General features: G+C 73.5%; 17 protein-coding genes and 1 pseudogene. 8 read left to right on the forward strand and 10 right to left on the reverse strand.

The genetic code is table 11. The features are described 5' to 3' along the window. Positions 1–34: 34 nt before the first annotated feature. Positions 35–961, forward strand: a complete 927-nt coding sequence (locus LG632_RS02745) for a cyclase family protein (protein WP_226724754.1) — start codon at positions 35–37, stop codon at positions 959–961. A 93-nt stretch (positions 962–1054) separates the two neighbouring features. Here LG632_RS02745 and LG632_RS02750 read toward each other — a convergent pair whose 3' ends face one another. Continuing rightward, on the reverse strand, positions 1055–1402 hold the full coding sequence (locus tag LG632_RS02750) for a hypothetical protein (RefSeq protein ID WP_226724755.1): 348 nt from the start codon (positions 1400–1402) through the stop codon (positions 1055–1057). A 116-nt stretch (positions 1403–1518) separates the two neighbouring features. On the opposite strand from LG632_RS02750, the gene LG632_RS02755 reads away from it, so the two are divergent. Together LG632_RS02755 and LG632_RS02760 are read left to right on the forward strand one after the other, a co-directional pair. Next, the gene (locus tag LG632_RS02755; RefSeq protein WP_226724757.1) at positions 1519–3735 is read left to right on the forward strand and encodes an NACHT domain-containing protein; all 2217 of its coding nucleotides are present in this window, start codon (positions 1519–1521) and stop codon (positions 3733–3735) included. A 127-nt stretch (positions 3736–3862) separates the two neighbouring features. After that, on the forward strand, positions 3863–4552 hold the full coding sequence (locus tag LG632_RS02760; protein ID WP_226724759.1) for a hypothetical protein: 690 nt from the start codon (positions 3863–3865) through the stop codon (positions 4550–4552). Positions 4553–4719: 167 nt separating this feature from the next. Here the strand turns inward: LG632_RS02760 and LG632_RS02765 are convergent, their stop codons facing one another. The 4 genes from LG632_RS02765 to LG632_RS02780 form a co-directional block, all read right to left on the reverse strand. Then, entirely contained in the window at positions 4720–5169 is a 450-nt protein-coding gene (locus tag LG632_RS02765; protein ID WP_226724761.1) for an ATP-binding protein, read from the reverse strand. Between the two features lie 256 nt (positions 5170–5425). Next, positions 5426–6487, reverse strand: coding sequence for an acyl-CoA dehydrogenase family protein (locus tag LG632_RS02770; protein WP_226724763.1), 1062 nt, complete (start codon positions 6485–6487; stop codon positions 5426–5428). An 8-nt stretch (positions 6488–6495) separates the two neighbouring features. Continuing rightward, the gene (locus LG632_RS02775) at positions 6496–7641 is read right to left on the reverse strand and encodes an acyl-CoA dehydrogenase family protein (RefSeq protein WP_226724765.1); all 1146 of its coding nucleotides are present in this window, start codon (positions 7639–7641) and stop codon (positions 6496–6498) included. Further along, the gene (locus tag LG632_RS02780; protein WP_226724767.1) at positions 7641–8843 is read right to left on the reverse strand and encodes an amidohydrolase family protein; all 1203 of its coding nucleotides are present in this window, start codon (positions 8841–8843) and stop codon (positions 7641–7643) included. Before LG632_RS02780 ends, LG632_RS02775 begins: the two co-directional genes overlap by 1 nt. 145 nt (positions 8844–8988) lie before the next feature. On the opposite strand from LG632_RS02780, the gene LG632_RS02785 reads away from it, so the two are divergent. Next, positions 8989–10521 carry a class I adenylate-forming enzyme family protein gene (locus LG632_RS02785; protein WP_226724769.1) on the forward strand — a complete coding sequence of 511 codons (1533 nt, stop codon included), beginning with the start codon at positions 8989–8991 and terminating at the stop codon, positions 10519–10521. Positions 10522–10791: 270 nt separating this feature from the next. Here LG632_RS02785 and LG632_RS02790 read toward each other — a convergent pair whose 3' ends face one another. After that, on the reverse strand, positions 10792–11313 hold the full coding sequence (locus LG632_RS02790; protein WP_226724771.1) for an EF-hand domain-containing protein: 522 nt from the start codon (positions 11311–11313) through the stop codon (positions 10792–10794). A gap of 292 nt (positions 11314–11605) precedes the next feature. On the opposite strand from LG632_RS02790, the pseudogene LG632_RS30815 reads away from it, so the two are divergent. After that, positions 11606–11791: pseudogene (locus LG632_RS30815) on the forward strand (sigma factor); the annotation flags it as partial. Further along, positions 11752–13371 carry a maleylpyruvate isomerase N-terminal domain-containing protein gene (locus tag LG632_RS02800; protein ID WP_508618712.1) on the forward strand — a complete coding sequence of 540 codons (1620 nt, stop codon included), beginning with the start codon at positions 11752–11754 and terminating at the stop codon, positions 13369–13371. The pseudogene LG632_RS30815 and the gene LG632_RS02800, both read left to right, overlap by 40 nt. Before the next feature lie 117 nt (positions 13372–13488). On the opposite strand, the gene purU is transcribed toward LG632_RS02800, so the two are convergent. Continuing rightward, complete coding sequence (purU, locus tag LG632_RS02805; RefSeq protein WP_226724777.1) at positions 13489–14361, reverse strand: formyltetrahydrofolate deformylase; 873 nt, start codon at positions 14359–14361, stop codon at positions 13489–13491. Between the two features lie 14 nt (positions 14362–14375). Then, on the reverse strand, positions 14376–14822 hold the full coding sequence (locus LG632_RS02810) for an SCO4402 family protein (protein ID WP_226724856.1): 447 nt from the start codon (positions 14820–14822) through the stop codon (positions 14376–14378). A gap of 221 nt (positions 14823–15043) precedes the next feature. On the opposite strand from LG632_RS02810, the gene LG632_RS02815 reads away from it, so the two are divergent. After that, positions 15044–16351: an ABC transporter substrate-binding protein gene (locus LG632_RS02815; protein ID WP_226724778.1), complete on the forward strand. Its 1308-nt coding sequence runs from the start codon at positions 15044–15046 to the stop codon at positions 16349–16351. Positions 16352–16373: 22 nt separating this feature from the next. Here LG632_RS02815 and LG632_RS02820 read toward each other — a convergent pair whose 3' ends face one another. Both LG632_RS02820 and LG632_RS02825 read right to left on the reverse strand, forming a co-directional pair. After that, entirely contained in the window at positions 16374–17498 is a 1125-nt protein-coding gene (locus LG632_RS02820; protein ID WP_226724780.1) for a hypothetical protein, read from the reverse strand. A 181-nt stretch (positions 17499–17679) separates the two neighbouring features. Continuing rightward, entirely contained in the window at positions 17680–19065 is a 1386-nt protein-coding gene (locus tag LG632_RS02825; RefSeq protein ID WP_226724782.1) for an NsdA family TPR-like regulatory protein, read from the reverse strand. 211 nt (positions 19066–19276) lie between these two features. On the opposite strand from LG632_RS02825, the gene LG632_RS02830 reads away from it, so the two are divergent. Further along, on the forward strand, positions 19277–19969 hold the full coding sequence (locus tag LG632_RS02830; protein ID WP_226724860.1) for a bifunctional DNA primase/polymerase: 693 nt from the start codon (positions 19277–19279) through the stop codon (positions 19967–19969). Positions 19970–19992: the final 23 nt, after the last annotated feature.

Raw genomic sequence — 19992 nt, forward strand, 5'->3', positions numbered from 1 at the left:
CAAGCCCCCGAACCGCAAGGAGCTGATGAGACCCATGCCGCTGCCTCCCGAGTTCCACGACATCGCCAAGCGCGTCAACAACTGGGGTCGCTGGGGCGCCGACGACGAGAGGGGCACGCTGAACCTGGTCACCGACGAGGTCGTACGGGCGGCCGCGGCCGAGATCCGCACCGGGCGCCGGATCCCGCTGGCGCTGCCGCTGAAGGAGGACGGGGTGCAGGCCGGGATGATCCCGGGCCGGATCAACCCGCTGCACACGATGGTGCAGATCAACCAGGAGATCTTCGGTCCGGGCACGGTGGCGTGCAGCGACGACGCGGTGACCATGGGCCTGCAGGCGGCCACCCACTGGGACGCCCTCACGCATGTCTCCCACTCGGGGAAGATCTGGAACGGCCGCCCCGCGGACACCGTCACGGCGCACACCCGGGCCCAGTACAGCGGCATCGACAAGGCGGGCCCGATCGTCTCCCGCGGGGTGCTGCTGGACGTGGCGGCGGCCAAGGGCCTGGACCGGCTGCCGGGCGGGCACGCGGTGACCCCGGCGGACCTGGCGGAGGCCGAGGAGTTCGGGCGGGTGACGGTCCGCCCCGGCGACATCGTCCTGGTCCGCACCGGCCAGATGCAGGTCTACCTGGCCGGGGACAAGCACGGCTACGGCTTCCCGTCCCCCGGCCTGTCGATCCGCACGCCGGAGTGGTTCCACGCGCGGGACGTGGCGGCGGTCGCGAACGACACGCTCACCTTCGAGATCTTCCCGCCCGAGATCGAGAACCTGTGGCTGCCGGTGCACGCGCTGGACCTGGTCGAGATGGGCATGCACCAGGGCCAGAACTGGAATCTCGAAACCTTGTCCACAGCCTGTGGAGAAGCCCGGCGGTACAGCTTCCTGCTGTCGGCCATGCCGGAGCCGTTCGTGGGCGGCACCGGGACCCCGGTGGCCCCGGTGGCGATCCTCTGACGGGACCGGGACCGGGACCGGGACCGGGGAGCCGGGGCCGGGCGCGGGGCCGGGTGCGGGGAGCCGGGGCCGGGCGCGGGCTGCCGCCGGGCCTCAGCCGGTCTGCTCCTGCGTGACGTCCCCCCGCACCGTGGTCCGCCGTACGACCTGCTCCCCCGGCCCGGGCAGCCGCTGCGTCAGGGAGCCGCCCTCGACCTCCAGGTCGGTCAGCTCCTGCCGGCGCACGGGGGCGGGAGCGGGGGCGGAGGCCACCGCCTCGGCCGCGCCGTCCAGCCGGGCCAGCCACACGGTCAGGACCGCGGCCACCGCGACCGCCACCACCGTGCACAGCACCCAGGCCAGCGCCCACTTCTGGGTGAGCATGCCGGTCGTGACGTTCACGACGGCCCCCGCCACGGCCGAACCCCCCGAGACCACCATGCGCTTGGTCGCCGTCGTCATCGCGCAACTCCCCCCGATTTCCGTACCATTGCGGACCGAACTCACGTTCCGACCACTACTACCACGGGGGACGGCGCCACATGCGCGGTAGTCGCTGGAAGCAAGAGATCAGGGGGGTGCAGGCCGAGAATGTGGTCCAGAGCCAGACCAACATCCAGATCGTGGACGGCGACGTCGTCACCGACACCGATCGCGCCGCACGCCGGCTGCACGTCCGTGTGAAGACCCGGCTGGACGGCGAGGTCGGGCGGCTCCGGCTGGAACGCCCGGGCCGGATCCCGGTCCGCTGGTCCCGCTCCGGGCGGCCCGTGCAACCGCCGGCCCGGGCCCTCGGCATCGAGGGGCACCCCCTGGACGGCGACGTGCGGGCGGTCCCGGAGTTCCTGCGCAGCCTGCCCCGGCGCCAGCTCATGGTGCTGGGGGCGCCCGGCTCCGGCAAGAGCGTCCTCGCGCTGCTGCTGGCCAAGGACCTCCTGGCGGCCTGGCAGCCCGACGAGCCGGTCCCGGTCCTGATGGCGCTGTCCTCCTGGCGGCCGACGGTCGGGTTGCGGGACTGGATGATCCAGCACGTGCGCGAGAGCGGCGGAGCCGACCTCGCGCAGGCCCTGTTCGACGAGCACCGGGTGATGCCCGTGCTCGACGGCCTGGACGAACTGCCCGCCCCCTTGCACTCCCTCGCCGTGGAGGCGATCGACACGGCCGTCGCCGACGGCCTCCCGCTGCTGGTGACCTGCCGGGCCCACGAGTACGAACAGGCCGTCAGGAACAGCGGCCAGTACCTGACGCGGGCCGCGGTCGTGGAACTGGAGAAGGTGGGGACGGCCGACGCGGTCGGCTACCTCCAGGAGTCGACGCTCGCCGGCGACACCCGCTGGGACCCGGTCCACGAGGCCCTGCGCAACCGGCCCGACACCGCCCTGGCCACCGTGCTGTCCTCACCGCTGATGCTGTACCTGGTGCTGACGGCGTACCGGGGAAGGTCGACCGACCCCGCCGAACTGCTGGACGGGGCCAGGTTCCCCACCCCCGAGGCGATCGAGTCCCACCTGCTGACGCGCTACCTCCCGGCGGCGTTCGGACCGCTGTCCGACGCGCGCTTCGACGCGGAGCAGGCCGAGCTGTACCTGACCACGATCGCACGGCAGATGAACCGCGACGAGACGCACGAGTTCGCCTGGTGGCAGATCCACTCCCCGGTCACCGCGGCGGCCGTGGGGCTCGCCTTCGCCTGCTCGTACGGCTGGTTCCTCTCCCTGCTGATCGGTCCGGTGCTGGGTCTGGCCTCCGGGCTGGTGACGGGCGGCGCGGGCTTCTTCGTCCACATGGCCGTCCGGGAGAAGCGGATCCAGGTGCACGTCACCGAGGACGTGCTGCACGGCCCGCGGGGCGTGCTGCGCCGGTACGCGGTCCTCGCCTGGCTGTCGGCCCTGCTCGTGGGGACGCTGATGGGAGCCGCCGTCGGCGGCTGGCTGAGCATGGTGCTGGACGTCCCTAGCAGGCCCCTGCTCTCCTTCAGCCTGTTCGTGGGCGGGGCGGCGGGGCTCGCCGCGCTCTTCGGCTCGACCTGGGGCTCGTACCTGGTGTCCCGGATCTGGCTCAGCCTGACCGGGCGGCTGCCCTGGCGGTTCTGGACGTTCGTGGACACCGCGCACGCGCTGGGAGTGCTGCGGCAGACCGGCGCCGTCCACCAGTTCCGCCACCTGCGGGTCCAGGAGCAGCTGAGCGGCGGAAGGAAGCCCGTCAGGCGGTCCGTCTACAGCAGGGCGAGCGCGGCACGGCGCTGGAAGCTGCTGCTGCCGGTGCTGCCCGTCGCCGCCCAGACCCTGGTGGCGCTGGCGTGGCTCGTGCTCGCGGGCGCGCTCAGCGCCGGCAACGGGATCGGCGAGAACCTGCGCTACCGCTCGGGTGACGAGCCGGTGCGGGAGTACGAATTCTGCGAGACCGCGTGCACGAGCACCGAGACCTGGACCTGGCGCCTGCCGCCGGGCGGGGCGCGGCGGACGGTGACGACCCCGGACCGGCCCAGCGGGACCGCTGTCGCGCAGTGGGGCGGCAGCGTCGCCGCCCACGGGTGCCCCGGGGCCGCAGTCGAGGTGACGCTGCGGCCGGGCGACCACCCCTCGGTGTCCTTCGTCCTACGGGCCGGTGCGGGGGTGGACGCGCTGAGGGACGTGGCCCGGCTGCCCGAGCCCGTCCACCTGGAGGGTGCTCCGGTCACGATCACGCTGCGCAGGACGGACGCGGAGTCCTGCGAGACCCGCTTCAGCTGGACCGGGCCGGGACTGGTGAAGGACGGCATGGAGCCGGTCAGAAAGTACTTCGGCCTCGACTGAGGGCATGAAACCATGAGGTGTCCATGCCGCGTCGTAGGGGACGTACACCCTGCGCCTGCGCGCCTCTTCCGGCATCCCGTACGGCACGCCCACGTCCTTCCCTCCCTCGCCCAGAACGGAGCAGTCCATGTCCCAGTACGGTGGCGGCCCGATCCCTCCGCCGCCCCCCGCCGCGCCGACCCCGCCGCGGCGCTCGGGCGGCTGCCTGACGACGCTCGTCGTCCTCGGCCTGCTCCTGGGCGGCGGCTACGCGGCGTCCAAGGTGTTCGGCGGCAAGGACTCCTCGTCGTCGTCCTCGTCCAAGTCCCCCTCCGCCTCGGCCTCCCCGTCGAAGAACACCTCCAGCTCCTGGCAGGTCGGCGACTGCGGCGGCCCCGACCCGGACGACAGGCCCGACGGCTACAAGGCGCTGAAGTGCTCCGACCCCGGGGCGACGTTCAAGGCGCTGGAGATCAAGGAGGCCGGGATCCTGCCCGGTTCGATCCAGTGCCCGGCCGGCACCGACATCATGATCAAGGTGAGCATCTCCTACGGCTCCTCCAAGGGCGGCGGCATCCCGACGAACACGGTGTGCGGACGCAACCTCTCGGGCGACCACCCCGGCGACGCCGGCGCGGGCGGCGGCCAGCTGGTCAAGGGCGACTGCATCACCGACCAGGCCCAGGAAGTGGCCTGCGCCTCGGCCGGCAAGGGCTCCTACAAGGTGCTCGACCTGGTCAAGACGAAGTCCGAATGCCCGTCGGGCACCACGGAGCCCATGCAGCTGACCCTGTCCGTCGGCCGCCCGTACGACGTCATCTGCGCCACCGACGTCTAGTCGGCGCGGTTCTGTGGGTGGCGGCGCACGGTTCGTGCGCGCCCCGAGCGCGGCACGGCAGCCGCCACCCCACGACCCGCACTCGTCAAGGTCGACCCTTGGCGTCCCCTCGCGACGAATCGCTCCACTCCAGGGTGATCAACGCATGACGGTCCGTCAACACCTCGTTAGAGGTACACGCGCGGTTCCCGGGCCGGGGCGGTTTTTTCGGAGCGCTGCGCGCAGTCCTTCCGGGCGCGGTCGATCTCGCACCAGATCCGCTTGCCCGCACCCTCGCGCTGCCAGCCCCACCGGTCCGCGAGGCCGTCCACCAGCTCCAGGCCGCGCCCGCCGGTGTCGTCCCCGGAGGCGTGCCGGGGGGCGGGCGGGCGGTCGCTGGCGTCGGTGACCTCGACCCGGACGCCCGGGCCGCCGAACAGCATGCGCAGGACCGCCGGACAGCCGGTGTGGACCACGGCGTTGGTGACGAGCTCCGAGATCAGCAGGATCAGCGTCTCGGTGAGCGACTCGTCGTCCCCTATGCCCGATCCCGCCAGCCGGGAGCGCGCCCATCGGCGGGCCCGGCCGACCTCCGCGGGATCCGGCCCTACCTCCAGCTGAACCTGAAGCACCTGCACCGCTCACACCATCCGAACCGGCGGACACTTCGCCTCGCGACAGACTAGGATCACGGTCCGTGACCCCCTTGTGGAGCAGCATGGTTGACCTACAGTCACCACAACAAGCGCTTCGGGCATATTCCAGCGCGAAGGAGTAGGCGTGGTGCATACTGTGCGACGCCCTCGCCGCTGAACCACTCGTACCGAGGGAGCGTACCGGAGCCCGCCCTCCACTCCCCTGCGTAGCGAGTCGGGCGAAGGACACGAAGCGATATCAACTCTCCGTCAGGTCCGCCGCCAGCGCCTCCTCCGCCTCCGCCGCCGTGAGCCACTGCTCGGCGCGCAGCCAGGCCCGCTTGAGGTGCAGGTGGACCTCGGCCTCCCAGGTGAAGCCCATGCCGCCGTGCACCTGGAGGCAGTCCCGGGCGCCCCGCACCGCCGCCTCGTCGGCCAGCAGCTTGGCCGCCGCGGTCTCCACCGGGTCGCCGGTCACCGCTGCCGCGTAGACCGCCGTACGGGCCAGCTCGGCGCGGACCAGCATCTGCGCGCACAGGTGCTTGACCGCCTGGAAGGCGCCGATGGGCCGGCCGAACTGCTCGCGGCGGCCGGCGTACGCCACCGCCAGCTCGGTCGTGCGCAGCGCGCTGCCGACCTGGAGCGCGGCGGTCAGCAAGGCCCCTTCGCGCCGGTACGGGGCCGGCTCCCCGGGCCCGCCCGCACCCCCCGGCCCGGCCGCCGCGGGCCGGGCGGTCCCGGCGCTCCCGGCGCTCCCAGGAGTCCCGGCGGTCCCGGCGGTCCCGACGCTCCCGGCGGTCCCGGGGGCCTCGGCCGTCCCCTCCGAGCGGGCCGCCCGGCCGAGCGGCGTGAGCGGGTCCACCGATGCCGCCGGCCCGGCCGCGACGGCGGGGCGTCCGGCCGCGACCGCGGCCGGGCCGGACCCGCCGAGCACCGCGTCCGCCTCGGCCGGGTAGGTCACCAGGCCGTCGCCGAGGTCGTACGCGGTGACCAGCACCCGGCCCTCCGCCGCCCCCGGCACCGTCCCGGCGGCCAGCCAGGTCGCCACCAGCGGCCCCGGCAGCAGGGCCCGGCCGGCCTCCTCGAAGAGCAGGACCGCCTCCGGCAGGCCCAGCCCGACCCCGCCCGCCTCCTCCGGCAGCCCGAGCGCGAAGAACCCGGTGTCGCCGAGCTCCCGCCACAGCCGCCGGTCCACCACCGGCGCGCCGGCCTCGGCCGCCGCCACGGCCGCGCGGAGCGCGTCCTGACCGAAGCGGGCGGCCAGCACCTCGCGCAGGCCCGCCCGCAGGGCCCGCTGCTCCTCCGTCGGCTGGAAGTCCACGGCCGCCCTCACCCGCCCTTCGGGAGGCCGAGGATCCGCTCGGCGACGATGTTGCGCTGGATCTGCGAGGTGCCGGCGGCGATCGTGTACGACAGCGAGGACAGCCGGTCGGCCACCCAGGGCCCGCCCTCCCCGTCCAGCACCAGCGCCCGCGCGCCCAGCACCTCGGCCGCCGCGTCGTACAGCTCCTGGCGGGCGTGGGAGTAGCGCAGCTTGAACACCGAGCCGCCCACCCCCGGCACCCCGCCCGGGGAGCGCTGCGCCTCGCTGACGTTCCACTGGGTGAGCCGCCACAGCGCGCCGAACTCGGCGTGCAGCCGCCCCAGCCGGCGCCGCAGCGCCGGATCGTCCCAGCGCCCGCTGCGCCGGGCGGCCCGCGCCAGCTCGGCCAGGACCCGGCGGCAGGCCACCACCTCGCCGACGAACGCGGTGCCGCGCTCGAAGGACAGCGTCACCATGGTCACGCGCCAGCCGTCGTTCTCGTCGCCGACCCGGTTGCGGACCGGGACCCGGACCTCGTCGAGGAACACCTCGGCGAACTCGGCGGACCCGGCGAGCGTCCGCAGCGGCCGTACGGTCACCCCGGGGGCGTCCATGGGCATCGCCAGCCAGGAGATCCCCCGGTGCCGGGGCGCGCGCGGATCGGTGCGCACCAGCAGTTCGCACCAGTCGGCGACCTCGGCGTGGGAGGTCCAGATCTTCGAGCCGGTCACCACGTAGTCGTCCCCGTCGCGCACCGCCCGGGTGCGCAGGGCCGCGAGGTCGGAGCCGGCGTCGGGCTCGCTGAAGCCCTGGCACCAGATCTCCTCGCCCCGCAGGATCGGCGGCAGCCATCGCTCGCGCTGCTCGGGGGTGCCCTCGGCGGCGATGGTCGGTCCGGCGTGCAGCAGTCCGACGAAGTTGGCCCCGACGTACGGCGCCCCGGCCCGCTCGGTCTCCTCCAGGAAGATCAGCCGCTGCGTCGGGGACGCGTCCCAGTGCAGGTCGGCGTAGCCCGCGTCGTACAGGGCCCGCTGCCAGCCGGCGTCGTAGGCGCGGCGGCCCGGCCAGTCGCCGGGCGAGGGCTTCGGCGGCAGCTTCGCCAGCGCCCCGGCGAGCCAGTCCCGCAGCCGTGCGCGGAAGGCCTCTTCCTCCTCGGTGTACGTCAGGTCCATCAGACGAGGTCCAGGCCGAGCATCCGGATCGCGTTGCCCCGCATCAGCTTGTGGACGGTCTCCTCGTCCAGCCCCTCGACGTGGTCGAGGGCGACCTGCTTGGTGTGCGGGAAGGTGGAGTCCACGTGCGGGTAGTCGGTCTCGAAGGTGGCGTTGTCGCGACCGACGACGTCGAGCGAGGCGATGCCGTGCTTGTCGCGGAAGAAGCAGCAGAAGATCTGCCGGTAGTAGTACGTCGACGGCGGCTCGGGGACCAGGTCGCGCACCCCGCCCCAGGCCCGGTGCTCGCGCCAGACGTCGTCGGCGCGCTCCAGGGCGTACGGGATCCAGCCCATCTGGCCCTCGCTGTAGGCCAGCTTGAGCCGCGGGAACTTCACCAGCACCCCGCTGAACAGGAAGTCCATCATCGAGGCCATGGCGTTGTTGAAGCTCAGCGAGGCCTGCACGGCGGGCGGCGCGTCCGGGGAGGCGGCGGGCATCTGCGAGGAGGACCCGATGTGCATGTTGACCACCGTCCCGGTCTCCTGGCAGACGGCGAAGAACGGGTCCCAGTAGCCGGAGTGGATCGAGGGCAGGCCGAGGTAGGTGGGGATCTCCGAGAAGGTCACCGCCCGCACCCCGCGCGCGGCGTTGCGCCGGATCTCCGCGACCGCCAGGTCGATGTCCCACAGCGGGATGATGCACAGCGGGATCAGCCGGCCGCCGCTGTCGCCGCACCACTCCTCGACCATCCAGTCGTTGTACGCGCGCACGCACGCCAGCGCGACCTCCTTGTCGTGCGCCTCGGCGAAGGTCTGGCCGCAGAACCGCGGGAAGGTGGGGAAGCACAAGGAGGCCTCGACGTGGTTGAGGTCCATGTCGGCCAGCCGCGCCTTGGGGTCCCAGCAGCCCCGCCGCATCTCCTCGCGGGTGATGCCCTCCAGGGTCATCTCGTCGCGGTCGAAGCCGACGGCGGCGATGTTGCGCTTGTACGGGAACTTCAGGTCCTCGTAGATCCACCAGTCGGTCGGGGGGCCGTCGGGGTCCATCGTGATCTGGTACTTGCCCCCGACGTACGCCAGCTCGCCGATGCCCGCCGTGACGGCCCGGGGGCCCCGGTCCCGGTACTTGGCCGGCAGCCAGGTGTCGAAGAGGTGGGCGGGCTCGATCACGTGGTCGTCGACGCTGATGATCCGGGGCAGTTCCATGGGTTCCCCTCGCATGGTCCCTGAGCGTTCCTGGGCAACGGCTCACAGTTTCTGATGGATCGTCAGAAACAAGCTAGCCCCGCCACCCCTGGACCGACAAGCGGCAGCGCCCTACGCTCTCCAGTCGATCTGACGGAACGTCAGGACTTGGAGGTCCCCGATGTCCGCACCCGAGCAGCTGAGCGGCTCCCCCACCCTGTGGTCCCTGGTCGCCGCGCGCGCCGCGCTCACCCCGGACACCCCCGCGCTGATCGAGGCCGAGACCGGCCGCACCCTCACCTTCGGGGCCCTGCGCGAGCGCGGCGAGCGGGTGGCGGCCGGGCTGTACGGCCTCGGCGTACGGCCCGGCACGGTGGTCGCCTGGCAGCTGCCCACCCGGATCGAGACGGTGCTGTTCTCGGTCGCCCTCGCCCGGCTGGGCGCCGTCCAGTCCCCGGTGATCCCCTTCTACCGGGACCGCGAGGTCGCCTTCGCGCTGCGCTCCTCCCGCGCCGAGTTCTTCGCCGTACCGGGCGTCTGGCGCGGGTTCGACCACACGCAGATGGCCCACCGGCTCGGCGCCCGCGGCGTCCTCCAGGTCTACGCCGACCTGCCCGGCGGCGACCCGGCCGTGCTGCCCCCGCCCCCGGCGGACGGCACGGCGGTCCGCTGGATCTACTGGACCTCCGGCACCACCTCCGACCCCAAGGGCGTCCTGCACACCGACCGCTCGCTGCTCGCCGGCGGCTCCTGCCTGGCCCACGCGCTGCGCCTGCGACCCACCGACGTCGGCTCGATCGCCTTCCCGTACGCGCACATAGGCGGGCCCGACTACCTGGTGATGCTGCTGCTGTACGGGTTCCCGGCGGTCCTGTTCGAGACGTTCGCCCTGCCGGAGGCGGTGGCCGCCTACCGGCGGCACGGGGTCACCGTGGCGGGCGGCTCCACCGCCTTCTACTCCATGTTCCTCGCCGAGCAGCGCAGGACGCCCGGCGAGAAACTGATCCCCAGCCTGCGGCTGCTGGCCGGCGGCGGCGCGCCCAAGCCGCCGGAGATCTACCACGCGGTGGTCCGTGAGCTGCGCTGCCAGCTCACCCACGGCTACGGCATGACCGAGGTCCCGATGATCACCATGAACTCGCCCGACGACACCGCCGAGCACCTGGCCACCACCGAGGGCCGGCCGCCCGCGGGCATGTCGGTCCGGATCACCGACGCCGACGGCAAGCCGCTGCCGGCCGGCACCGAGGGCGAGGTCCGGCTGCGCGGCGAGGCCGTGTGCCAGGGCTATCTGGATCCGGCCCAGACGGCGCAGGCGTTCGACGCGGACGGCTACCTGATCACCGGCGACCTCGGCCACCTCACCGCACAGGGGCACCTGGTGCTGACCGGGCGCACCAAGGACGTGATCATCCGCAAGGGCGAGAACGTCTCGGCCAAGGAGATCGAGGACCTGCTGCACCGGCTGCCGGGGGTCGGCGACGCCGCCGTGATCGGGCTGCCCGACCCCGAGCGCGGCGAGCGGGTGTGCGCGGTGGTCGAACAGCCGCCGGGAGCCGCGCCGCTGACGCTGGCGGAGGTCACGGCGTACCTGCGCGGCGAGGGCCTGGCCACCCACAAACTGCCGGAGCAGCTGGAGGTGGTCGAGGCCCTCCCCCGCAACGAGACGCTCCGCAAGGTCCTGAAACACAAACTCCGCGAACGCTTCACCTGACCAGGACCGAAGCCCACCCCCAGGGGCACACCCCCGCCCCCACCGAAGCCCCACCCCAGGGGCGCGAGGAACGGCGCGCCCAGCCAAGAACCGGCCCGCAGCCCGCCGGACGGCACCCACACCCACGGCGAAGCCCCACACCGCCACCACCGCGCGGATCACCCACGTCGCGGCGGTGCGAGCCGTCGGGCCTTGCCCGCGCAGTTCCCCGCGCCCCCAAGGGCCCGGCCCGGCCGGGGCCGGTTTCGTCGGTCGGTCGCGCCGGAGGCGCTACGCGTCCGGCAGGGCCACGCCGCAGTACGCCGCGAAGGCGGTCAGGATCTCCTCCTCCGAGATCCGGCCGTCCCCGTCGGCGTCCAGGTGGCGCGCCACCGTCTCGGCCAGCTCCGGCGTGCTCCCCAGCACCCGCAGCACCCGGGCCGTCGCCTCCCGCGTCGGCCCGGCGCCGACCCCGTCCCACGCCACCGCGATGACCGCGTGCAGGAACGGGCGGGCGATCTCGGCGAAGCCCTGCGGGTTGTCCCGCAGCCGCTTGACCGCGCCGGTGACGAACTCCTCGCGGGTCACCCGCTGGTCGCCGTCCACGTCGGCGATCCCGGCCAGGCCCTGCCAGAAGAACTCGGCGCCGCCCAGCACGGCCTGCCCGTGGTCGGAACGCGCGGTGGTACCGAATTCGGCCAGCACCGCTTGCGCCGCGACGCTGAAGTCCTCCCGGTCGATGTATCCGTTGCCGTCCTGGTCGAAGGTGGCGAATCGGGCGGCGATCTTGCGCTCGTACTCTGCGCTGTCCATCTCGGCGTTCCGCCTTCACATGTGCGGTGGGGTTCAGATCAAGACAGGCCGAAGCGTACGGCTTCGGTGGCCCGCGCGTTAAGGAAAGGCGGCAAGGGGGTGGCCGCATCGAACCCGCGCACGAGGAGCGCGCCGGGGCGCGTCCCCCGCCCGCCTAGCACGAGGCGTCCTCGTCCGAGGGGACGTTCCCGTAAAACAGGCGCGAACGCGTATGTGCCCACTACATTCGAGGAGTCGACACACGGCTGGGGGCACGATGCCTAAGGACGTACCACCGCGCTGGGACCGCCGCATGCAGCAACGCCTCGCCCGCGGCGAGGCCGCCGCGCTCGGGGAGCTGTACGACCGGTTCGCGTCACTGGTGCACAGCCTGGCGCACCGGGTGCTGGGCGACGAGACGGCGGCGGACCGGATCACCCGCGAGGTGTTCGGCTACATCTGGGAGAACCCCGACGCCTACGACCCCAAGCAGGGGTCCATGCGCTCCTGGGTGGCCCGGATCACCCAGGGCCAGGCGGTGGCCCGGCTGCGCCAGGCCGAACTGGGGCGCGGCTCGCGCGAGGAGCTCGAACGCAAGGTGGCCACGGCCAACGCCGCGGCCCGCGCCGACTTCATCGTCACCTCCATGCCCGCCCCGCTGCGGGCCGCGCTGGAGCTGGCGTACTTCAAGCGGCGCGACTACCGCCAGGCCGCCGCCGACCTCAAGATCAGCGAGGACGAGGCGCGCCGCCGGCTGCGCCTCGGGCTCCAGCTGCTGTCGACCGCCAACGTCCTCCCGCACGAGGACACCGCACCGCCCGGATACGGAAGTTCTCGATGAACGACCCCGCGGAGTTCCCCGACTCCCCCGACTCCCCCGACGACGGACCCGAGGCCCGGGGCGGGGGCGCCCGGATACCGGGTCCCCGCGCGGCGGCGGACGACTGGGACGTGCTGCCCGAACCCCGCCCGGCGCCCGCCCCGCCCACGCACGACGTGCTGAAGTCCCTGCTGGGCGCGTGGGCGCTGTCGGCGTGTTCGGTGGAGGAGACCCAGGCCGTCGAGGACCACCTCACCGAGTGCGCGCCGTGCGCCGAGGAGGCGTTGCGGCTGCGGGACGCGGTCGGGCTGCTGCACCCCGACGAGAGCCTCGACCTCAAACCGCTGCTGCGCTCGCGGGTGCTGGAGGACTGCCTGGGCAAGCGCCCGGCGCGGATCCCGGTGCCGTCCTGGGCGACGCCGTACGACACCGAGACGGCCCGGCTGGACGCGCTGCTGCAGGACTTCGGCGACGCGGAGTGGCACACTCCGGTGCGGCTGAAGTGGTTCCAGGAGGACCGGCACACCTCCCGCCGGACCACCGTGGCCGGTGTCATCGGCCATCTGCTGACGGTGGACGGGCTGATCGCGACCGCGCTGGGCCTGGCCGATCCGCTCGGCGCCCACGCGGGCAGCGACCCGACGGCGCGCACCGAGCAGTTCTGGTCCTCGTCCCCGTACCCGGTGACCCGGCAGGTGCGGGAGCCGTGGCGGGAGCAGGGCCACACCCTGGTGCGGACGGTGTCGTTCGCCGGTCGCGGGGTGGCCGACCTGTGCGTGGGCTACGGCGACTTCTCGCTGCCGCTCGGCGACGCCTTCCTGGAGCGGGCCTTCGAGTGCTGGGTGCACGCCTGGGACATCGCCGAGGCGGTGGACTACCCGTACGAGCCGCCGTCGGGCGCCCATCTGCACCGGATGATCGACCTGGCGGCCCGGCTGCTGCCGACGGTCCTCGCCGTACGCCGCCGGGGCGGGCTCGCGGCCCCGGCGCAGGAGCTGGTCGCGGCCGGGGCGCCGGGCCGGACCCTGCACCTGGAGATCGAGGGCGCGGGCGGCGGCAGCTGGGACATCGCCCTGGACTCCCCGGCGGCGGCGACCTCCGCCGACCGGACGGTGGCGGAGATCGCCCTGGACGGGCTGGAGTTCTGCCAGCTCGCCGCGGGCCACATCGCCCCGGACGACGCGGCCGCCGGCCAGCACGGCGACCGGGAGGCCATCCGCGACGTCCTGTACGCGGCGGCCTCCCTCAGCCGGCTGTGACCGGCGCGCCCGTACCCGTCGCCTGTGCCCGTACCCGTGCCCGGGTGCCCGGCCCGCCCCGGCCACCCGGGCACGGGCACGCAGGCGCGGGCGCAGGCGCAGTCCCGGGCGGGCGGGCTACGCGAAGACGACGGTGCGGGAGCCGTTGAGCAGGACCCGGTGCTCGCTGTGCCACTTCACCGCGCGGGCCAGGGCCTGGCACTCCACGTCGCGGCCGATGGCCACCAGCTGGTCGGGGGTGACGTCGTGGCCGACCCGCTCGACCTCCTGCTCGATGATCGGGCCCTCGTCGAGGTCGGCCGTCACGTAGTGGGCGGTGGCGCCGATGAGCTTCACCCCGCGCGCGTGCGCCTGGTGGTACGGCTTCGCGCCCTTGAAGCTCGGCAGGAAGGAGTGGTGGATGTTGATGATCCGGCCGCTGAGCTCCTTACACAGGGCGTCGGAGAGCACCTGCATGTAGCGGGCCAGCACGACCAGTTCCACGTTCTCCGAGCGGACCAGCTCCAGCAGCGCCGCCTCGGCCTCCGCCTTCGTCTCCCGGGTGACCGGAATGTGGTGGAACGGGATGTCGTAGGAGGCGACGAGCTCGGCGAAGTCCGTGTGGTTGGAGACCACCGCCGCGATCTCCACCGGCAGCGCCCCGATCCGGCTACGGAAGAGCAGGTCGTTGAGGCAGTGCCCGAACTTCGACACCATCAGGATGATCCGCATCCGCTCGTCGGAGCGGTGGATCTGCCAGTCCATCCGGAACGAGTCGCCGATCGCCGCGAAGCTCGCCCGCAGCTTCTCCAGGGTCACCGGCTCGTCCGCCGAGAAGTGGACCCGCATGAAGAACAGCCCGGTGTCGTGGTCGCCGAACTGCTGGCTGTCCTCGATGTTGCACCCGGTCATGAACAGGTAGCTCGACACGGCGTGCACGATGCCCTGCTTGTCCGGGCAGGAGAGGGTCAGGACGTACTGGTGGGACTGCGGCTGCGGGTCTTCGCTCATGACCCCACAGCCTTTCACACCGCGCGGGTCAGGATCCGCAGGACTTCGAGCGAGCGCGGGCGGGCGTCGGGGTCGTCGCCGTCGGCCGTGGCCAGCCGCACGTGCGCCTCGCGGGCCGCGCGGACCGCCTCGGGCCAGCCGTGGTGGTCCAGGTACGCCGAGACGGGCGCGTCGGGGCCGATCTGGTGCAGGATCCGCAGCACGCGCAGCACGGCGACGTCGACGAGGGCGGCCTCCTGGGAGTCACGGAAGATCGTGCCGACGTACTTCTCGGCGGACCAGCTGTCGAGCCAGGTGTCCTCCACCAGGCGGTACACGGCGTCGGTGACGTCCCCGAAGCCCTCGACCCCGGCCAGCCAGGTGTCCTCCTGGAAGACCGGGTCGGAAAGCATGTGCAGCGCCGAGCGCACATTGCTGCGCCAGCGCCACCACGGCATGTCGTTGAGCGGCATGCCGCCCATGGTGGAGGAGCGGCGGCCGCGGCGGGAGGGGTTATTCGGAGCTTGGACGAATGTCACGCTTTCGATCGTACGTTCCGCCTCTGACACGATCTTGACGACCCCGGACGCGGGCCCGTACGGCCGGGACGACCCCGGACCACCCCGGATGTTCACCTGGCCGTCACTGCCCGTTGCGAACCGCCCACATCCCCGTTACCGACGGCGCGGCATGGTGCAGGTCCATGAGCGAAAGGCGACGCACGACTCGACTCCGATCCCTGCTGGCCGTGACGACGGGCGTGTGCCTCCTCGCCGGGTGCGGCGTGCTCCCCGGGACCTCGGGGGGATCCGGGGAGACCCTCACGGTCGTCACCTTCGCCCCTGAAGGCACGAAAGCCACCAACATGAGCGGTATGACCGCCATGGCCAAGGCCTACGCACGCTGGGTGAACAGCAAGGGCGGCATCAACGGCCACAAACTGCGCGTCCTGACCTGCAACGAGCGCAACACCCCCACCGGGGCCGCCGACTGCGCCCGCCAGGCCGTCGCCGAGAAGGCCGTCGCCGTGGTCGGCTCCTACAGCCAGCACGGCCGCGCCTTCATGGCCCCGCTGGAGGCCGCCGGCATCCCGTTCATCGGCGGCTACGGCGTCTCCGCCGAGGAGTTCCAGAGCACCCTGTCCTTCCCCGTCAACGGCGGCCAGCCGGCGTTGCTGGCCGGCGCCGGGCACCAGCTGGCCCGCACCTGCGAGCAGGTCGCCCTGGTCCGGCCCGACACCCTCGTCGGCGACTCCATGCCGGTGCTGCTCAACGCCGGGCTGCGCGCCACCCGCCAGATGCAGGCCGCCGACATCCGGGCCGCCGAGGACGCCGGGGACTACGGGCCGCAGGCCCGCGAGGCGATGGCCGAGGTCGGCCGGACCAAGGACCGCGGCCGCAGCTGCGTCACGGCGGTGCTCGGCGCCCGCACCGAGACCTTCTTCGACTCCTTCCGCCGGGTCGACCAGGGGCAGGGCCCGGTTCAGGCCTCCGGCCCCCAGGCGCCGCGCAAGCCGCAGATCGCGTCGGTCCTCGGCAGTGTCAGCCAGGCGCTGGTGGACCGGACCGGCGGCAAGGAGAGCCCGTTCGAGGGCGCGTACGTCACCGGCTGGTACCCGGTGGCCACCGACCCGCTGTGGGACCACATGCGCAAGGTGGTGGCCGACTTCGCCTTCGGCGACGACGACGCCGATCCCGCCGACGACGGCACCCAGACCACCTGGATCGCGTACACCGTGCTCAGCGAGATCCTGAAGCAGCTCGGCGGCCAGGACGTCACCGCCCGCAGCGTGGCCCGGGCGCTGAACCGGACCGAGGGCGTCAGCACCGGCGGCCTCACCCCGGACCTGCGCTGGCGCTTCCAGGACCTGCGCGCCGTCGGCGGCTACCCGCGGCTGACGAACGCCCGCGTCAGCTTCCAGCTCGTCCAGGCCGGCCGGCTGGTCGCCCAGCCGGGCGACCAGCCCTCTATGGACATGACGCAGACCTTGGAGGCGGCACCGCGCAGCTAGGGCCTGGCTTCCGGATCAGGCCCTAGAGCTGCGACTTGTCGCGCTTGGTGAGGCCGTACTGGGTCGCGATCCGGTTCCACAGGGTCGCGGCCGTCTCCTTGGCCCGGGTCGCCTCGGCGCTCGCCTTGTTGCCGTCGACGGCATGGCCCGACGGCTTGGCGTGGCCGTCCTTGCAGTCCTTCTTCTTGCCGTCCAGCTCGTCGGCCCAGGCCGCGTAGTGCTTGTCGGCGGCGGCCGAGGACTGCCAGCCCTTGGTCAGGGCGGCGGACAGCTGGGCGCTGTCCTTCAGCTTGTCGATCTTCAACTCGCCGAGCCGGGTGACCATCTCCTCGCGCTGGCGCGCCGCGTCCCGCAGGTCCGACGCCGCGTCGTCGAGGTTCTTGCAGCTCTTGATGTGCTCCACGGCCTGGAGCACCGAGGACCGGCTGTCGTTGCTGTCGGCGAGGAGCTTGTCCAGCTGGACGGCCTGCGAGCGGGCCGGGTCCACCGGGGTCTCGCCGGCGGCCGAGGAGGACGGCCCCGGGGTGGGCGTGGCGGCCACGGCCGCCGGGTCGTCGTTGCGCGCCGGGGCGTCGTCCCCGAGCAAGGTCCCCACCCCGAGCCCGATCACGGCCAGCCCGAACACGGCCGCCGCGATGACGGGCGCGGACGGCCGCCGCGACACGTCCTCCTCCGGGTACGGGGTGAACGGCTGGGGCTGCGGCTGCTGGTGCGGCTGCCGCACCCCGGCCCCCGGCTGCGGCCGACCCCGACCGTACGGCCCGGGCGCCACGGGCTCGGCGATCGGCGGCAACACCTGCGTGTGGCCGCCCGCACTGTCCCGGAACAGCCCGTCGTAGTCCGCCGCGGCCCCGCCCGGAACGGGCGGGATGTACTGAGTGGCGGCGTCGTCGGCGGAAGCCGCGGGCACGGGCGGAATGTACTGGGTGGCCGCTTCACCGGCGTTCGCCCCGGCAACAGGGGGAATGTACTGGGTGGCGGCGTCGCCGTCGTTCGCCCCGGGCACCGGGGGGATGTACTGGGTGACGGCGTCGGGCAGCGGCGGGTAGCCCTGGCCGTGGGGCGCGCCCGGCCCCTCGTAACCCGGGCCCAGGACATGGCCGGGCGGCGGCCCCCAGGGCTCGCCCCCTTGTCCGCTCTGCGTCACCGGGACTCCTCACCGACGTTCGTACAAACCGTCGGCCACGCTACCCCGTCCCCCCACCCGACGGCAGGCCCGGCCGGAGCCCCCGGCCGGAGCCCCCGGCCCGACGGCCGGGCCGCCCGGCCCGCCCCGGCCGCCAGGCCGCTCGCCCGCCAGGCGGCTCGCCCGCCAGGCCGCTCGCCCGTCAGGCCGCCGCCCGCGCCTCCAACCCGGCGGTGAACTCCCGCACCGCCGCCTCCTCCCGGTACGGCTCCAGCCGCGCCCGGAAGTCGTCGAGGTACTCCGCCCCCCGGTTCGAGCGCAGCGACCCCAGCACCTCGGCCGCCGTCGCGGCCGTCCGGCACGCCTCCTCCACCTCGCGCTGCTGCACCTGCGCGGCCGCGAGCAGCAGCATCCCGATGGCTCGTCTGCGCGCCTTGCCCTCGGGCAGGGCGCGCAGCGCGGTCTGCGCCTGCCGCGCCGCGGCCTCGGCCTGCCCGAGGTCGCGGTGGCAGTGCGCGAGCTCGTCCGCCAGGTACGCCTCGTCGAAGTGCCGGATCCACACCGGGTCGTCGCCGGACTCCGGCCGGGCCCGCTCCAGCGCGGACACCGCCCGCGCGGACAGCACGGCCGTGGCCCGGGCGTCGCCCAGCAAGGCGTGGCCGCGGGCCTCCGCCGCGTAGAACATCGCCTCGGCCCGCGGCGTGACCTGCCCCCGCGTGCCCTCCTGCGCGGCCCGCGCGAGCTGCGCGATCTCCCGCGGGTTGCCGAGCTCGGCGGCCAGGTGGCTCATCGAGGCGGCCAGGACGTAGCCCCCGTACGCCCGGTCACCGGCGGCCTGGGCCAGCCGCAGCGCCTGGATGTAGTAGCGCTGGGCGAGCCCGGGCTGCCCGGTGTCCACCGCCATGTATCCGGCGAGTTCGGTCAGCCGGGCCACGGCCGCGAACAGCTCCCGACCCACCTGCTCCCGGTACGAGCCGCCGATCAGGCCGGACACCACGCTGTTGAGGTAGTGCACGACGACGGGCCGGACGTGGCCGCTGCCGAACCGGTGGTCGAGGTCCACCAGCGCCTCGGTGGTGGCCCGGACCGCGTCCACGTCGGACATGCCGACCCGCGCTCCGCCCGACCGGGCGACCTGGCTGTCCGCCCCGGTGATCAGCCAGTCCCGGCTGGGCTCGACCAGCGCGGACGCGGCGACACTGGACCCGGCGAGGAAGTCCCGCCGGCCCACGTCGCTGCGCCACAGCTCGCAGACCTGCTCGATGGCCCCGAGGACGGTCGGGGAGAACTGCAGCCCGACGCCGGAGGCGAGGTTCTTGCCGTTGGCCATGCCGATCTCGTCGATGGTGACGGTACGGCCGAGCTTGCGGCCCAGCGCCTCGGCGATGATCCCTGGGGCCCGGCCGCGCGGCTGCTGCCCGCGCAACCACCGGGCGACGGACGTCTTGTCGTAACGGAGATCGAGGCCGTGCTCGGCGCCGCACATGTTGACGCGGCGGGCGAGCCCGGCGTTGGAGCACCCGGCTTCCTGGATGAGCGCCTGCAGCCGTTCGTTCGGCTGGCGGGCGACGAGAGGCCTGGCTGCCATGAAAACCCCCTGTGGCCGCGGGTGATCGTTCGAATGATCACTTCCCGGCGGATTGGCGGAGAATCTTCCGCTCTGCGACGTGTCGCTACCCACTCCCCGCTCACCGTCCTCCCACGCGCCCCCGTCCGTGCACCGATGCGCCCCGCGTGCAGGATCGATGCACCGCCCACCGGCGGGTCGAGGACCGTAACCCCCCGTGACCGCGGAAGTTGTGAAGGACGTGGAAGAGACGATCGGAGTCACGGAGACCGCGCCCATCCCCCAGCAGCGTGGTGAGCAGCTGCTGGACCATGCCGTGCGGTACGCGGAAGAGCGGCACTGGGATGTGTTCGCCGGCACCTGGCTGGAGGCCGGTGACGGAAGGGAACTGTGCTCCTGCGGGGGCGGTGAGGGCTGCACGGTGCCGGGCGCCCACCCGGCCGTGAAGGACTGGGCGGCGCAGGCCACGGGCAGCGCCGTGCAGGTCCGGCGGATGTGGTCCCGCCACCCCCACGCGTCGATCCTGCTGCCCACGGGCCGCACCTTCGACGCGATCGACGTCCCCGAGACCGCCGGTTTCCTGGCGCTGGCGCGCATGAAGCGGCTGGAGCTGACCGTGGGCCCGGTCACCCGCACCCCGGACCGGCGGACGCTGTTCTTCGTGCTGCCCGGCGCCGGTGCGAAACTGCCGGACCTCATCCGCAAGCTCGGCTGGCCGCCCGCCTCGCTGGACCTGGTGGTACGCGGCGAGGGCGAGTACGTCGCGGCGCCGCCCACCCGGTACGGGGTGCAGGGCTCGGTGCAGTGGGCTATGCGCCCGACGCCCGCCAACCGCTGGCTGCCCGACATCGACGAGCTCATCGACGCGCTGGCCTACGCCTGCGGCCGGGACGCGGCGGCGGCCCGGGCGGCGCAGCGCGCGTGACGGCACGCGAAGGACGCCGGGGT

It is taken from the genome of Streptomyces antimicrobicus, from assembly GCF_020532625.1.
Classification (GTDB): domain Bacteria; phylum Actinomycetota; class Actinomycetes; order Streptomycetales; family Streptomycetaceae; genus Streptomyces; species Streptomyces antimicrobicus.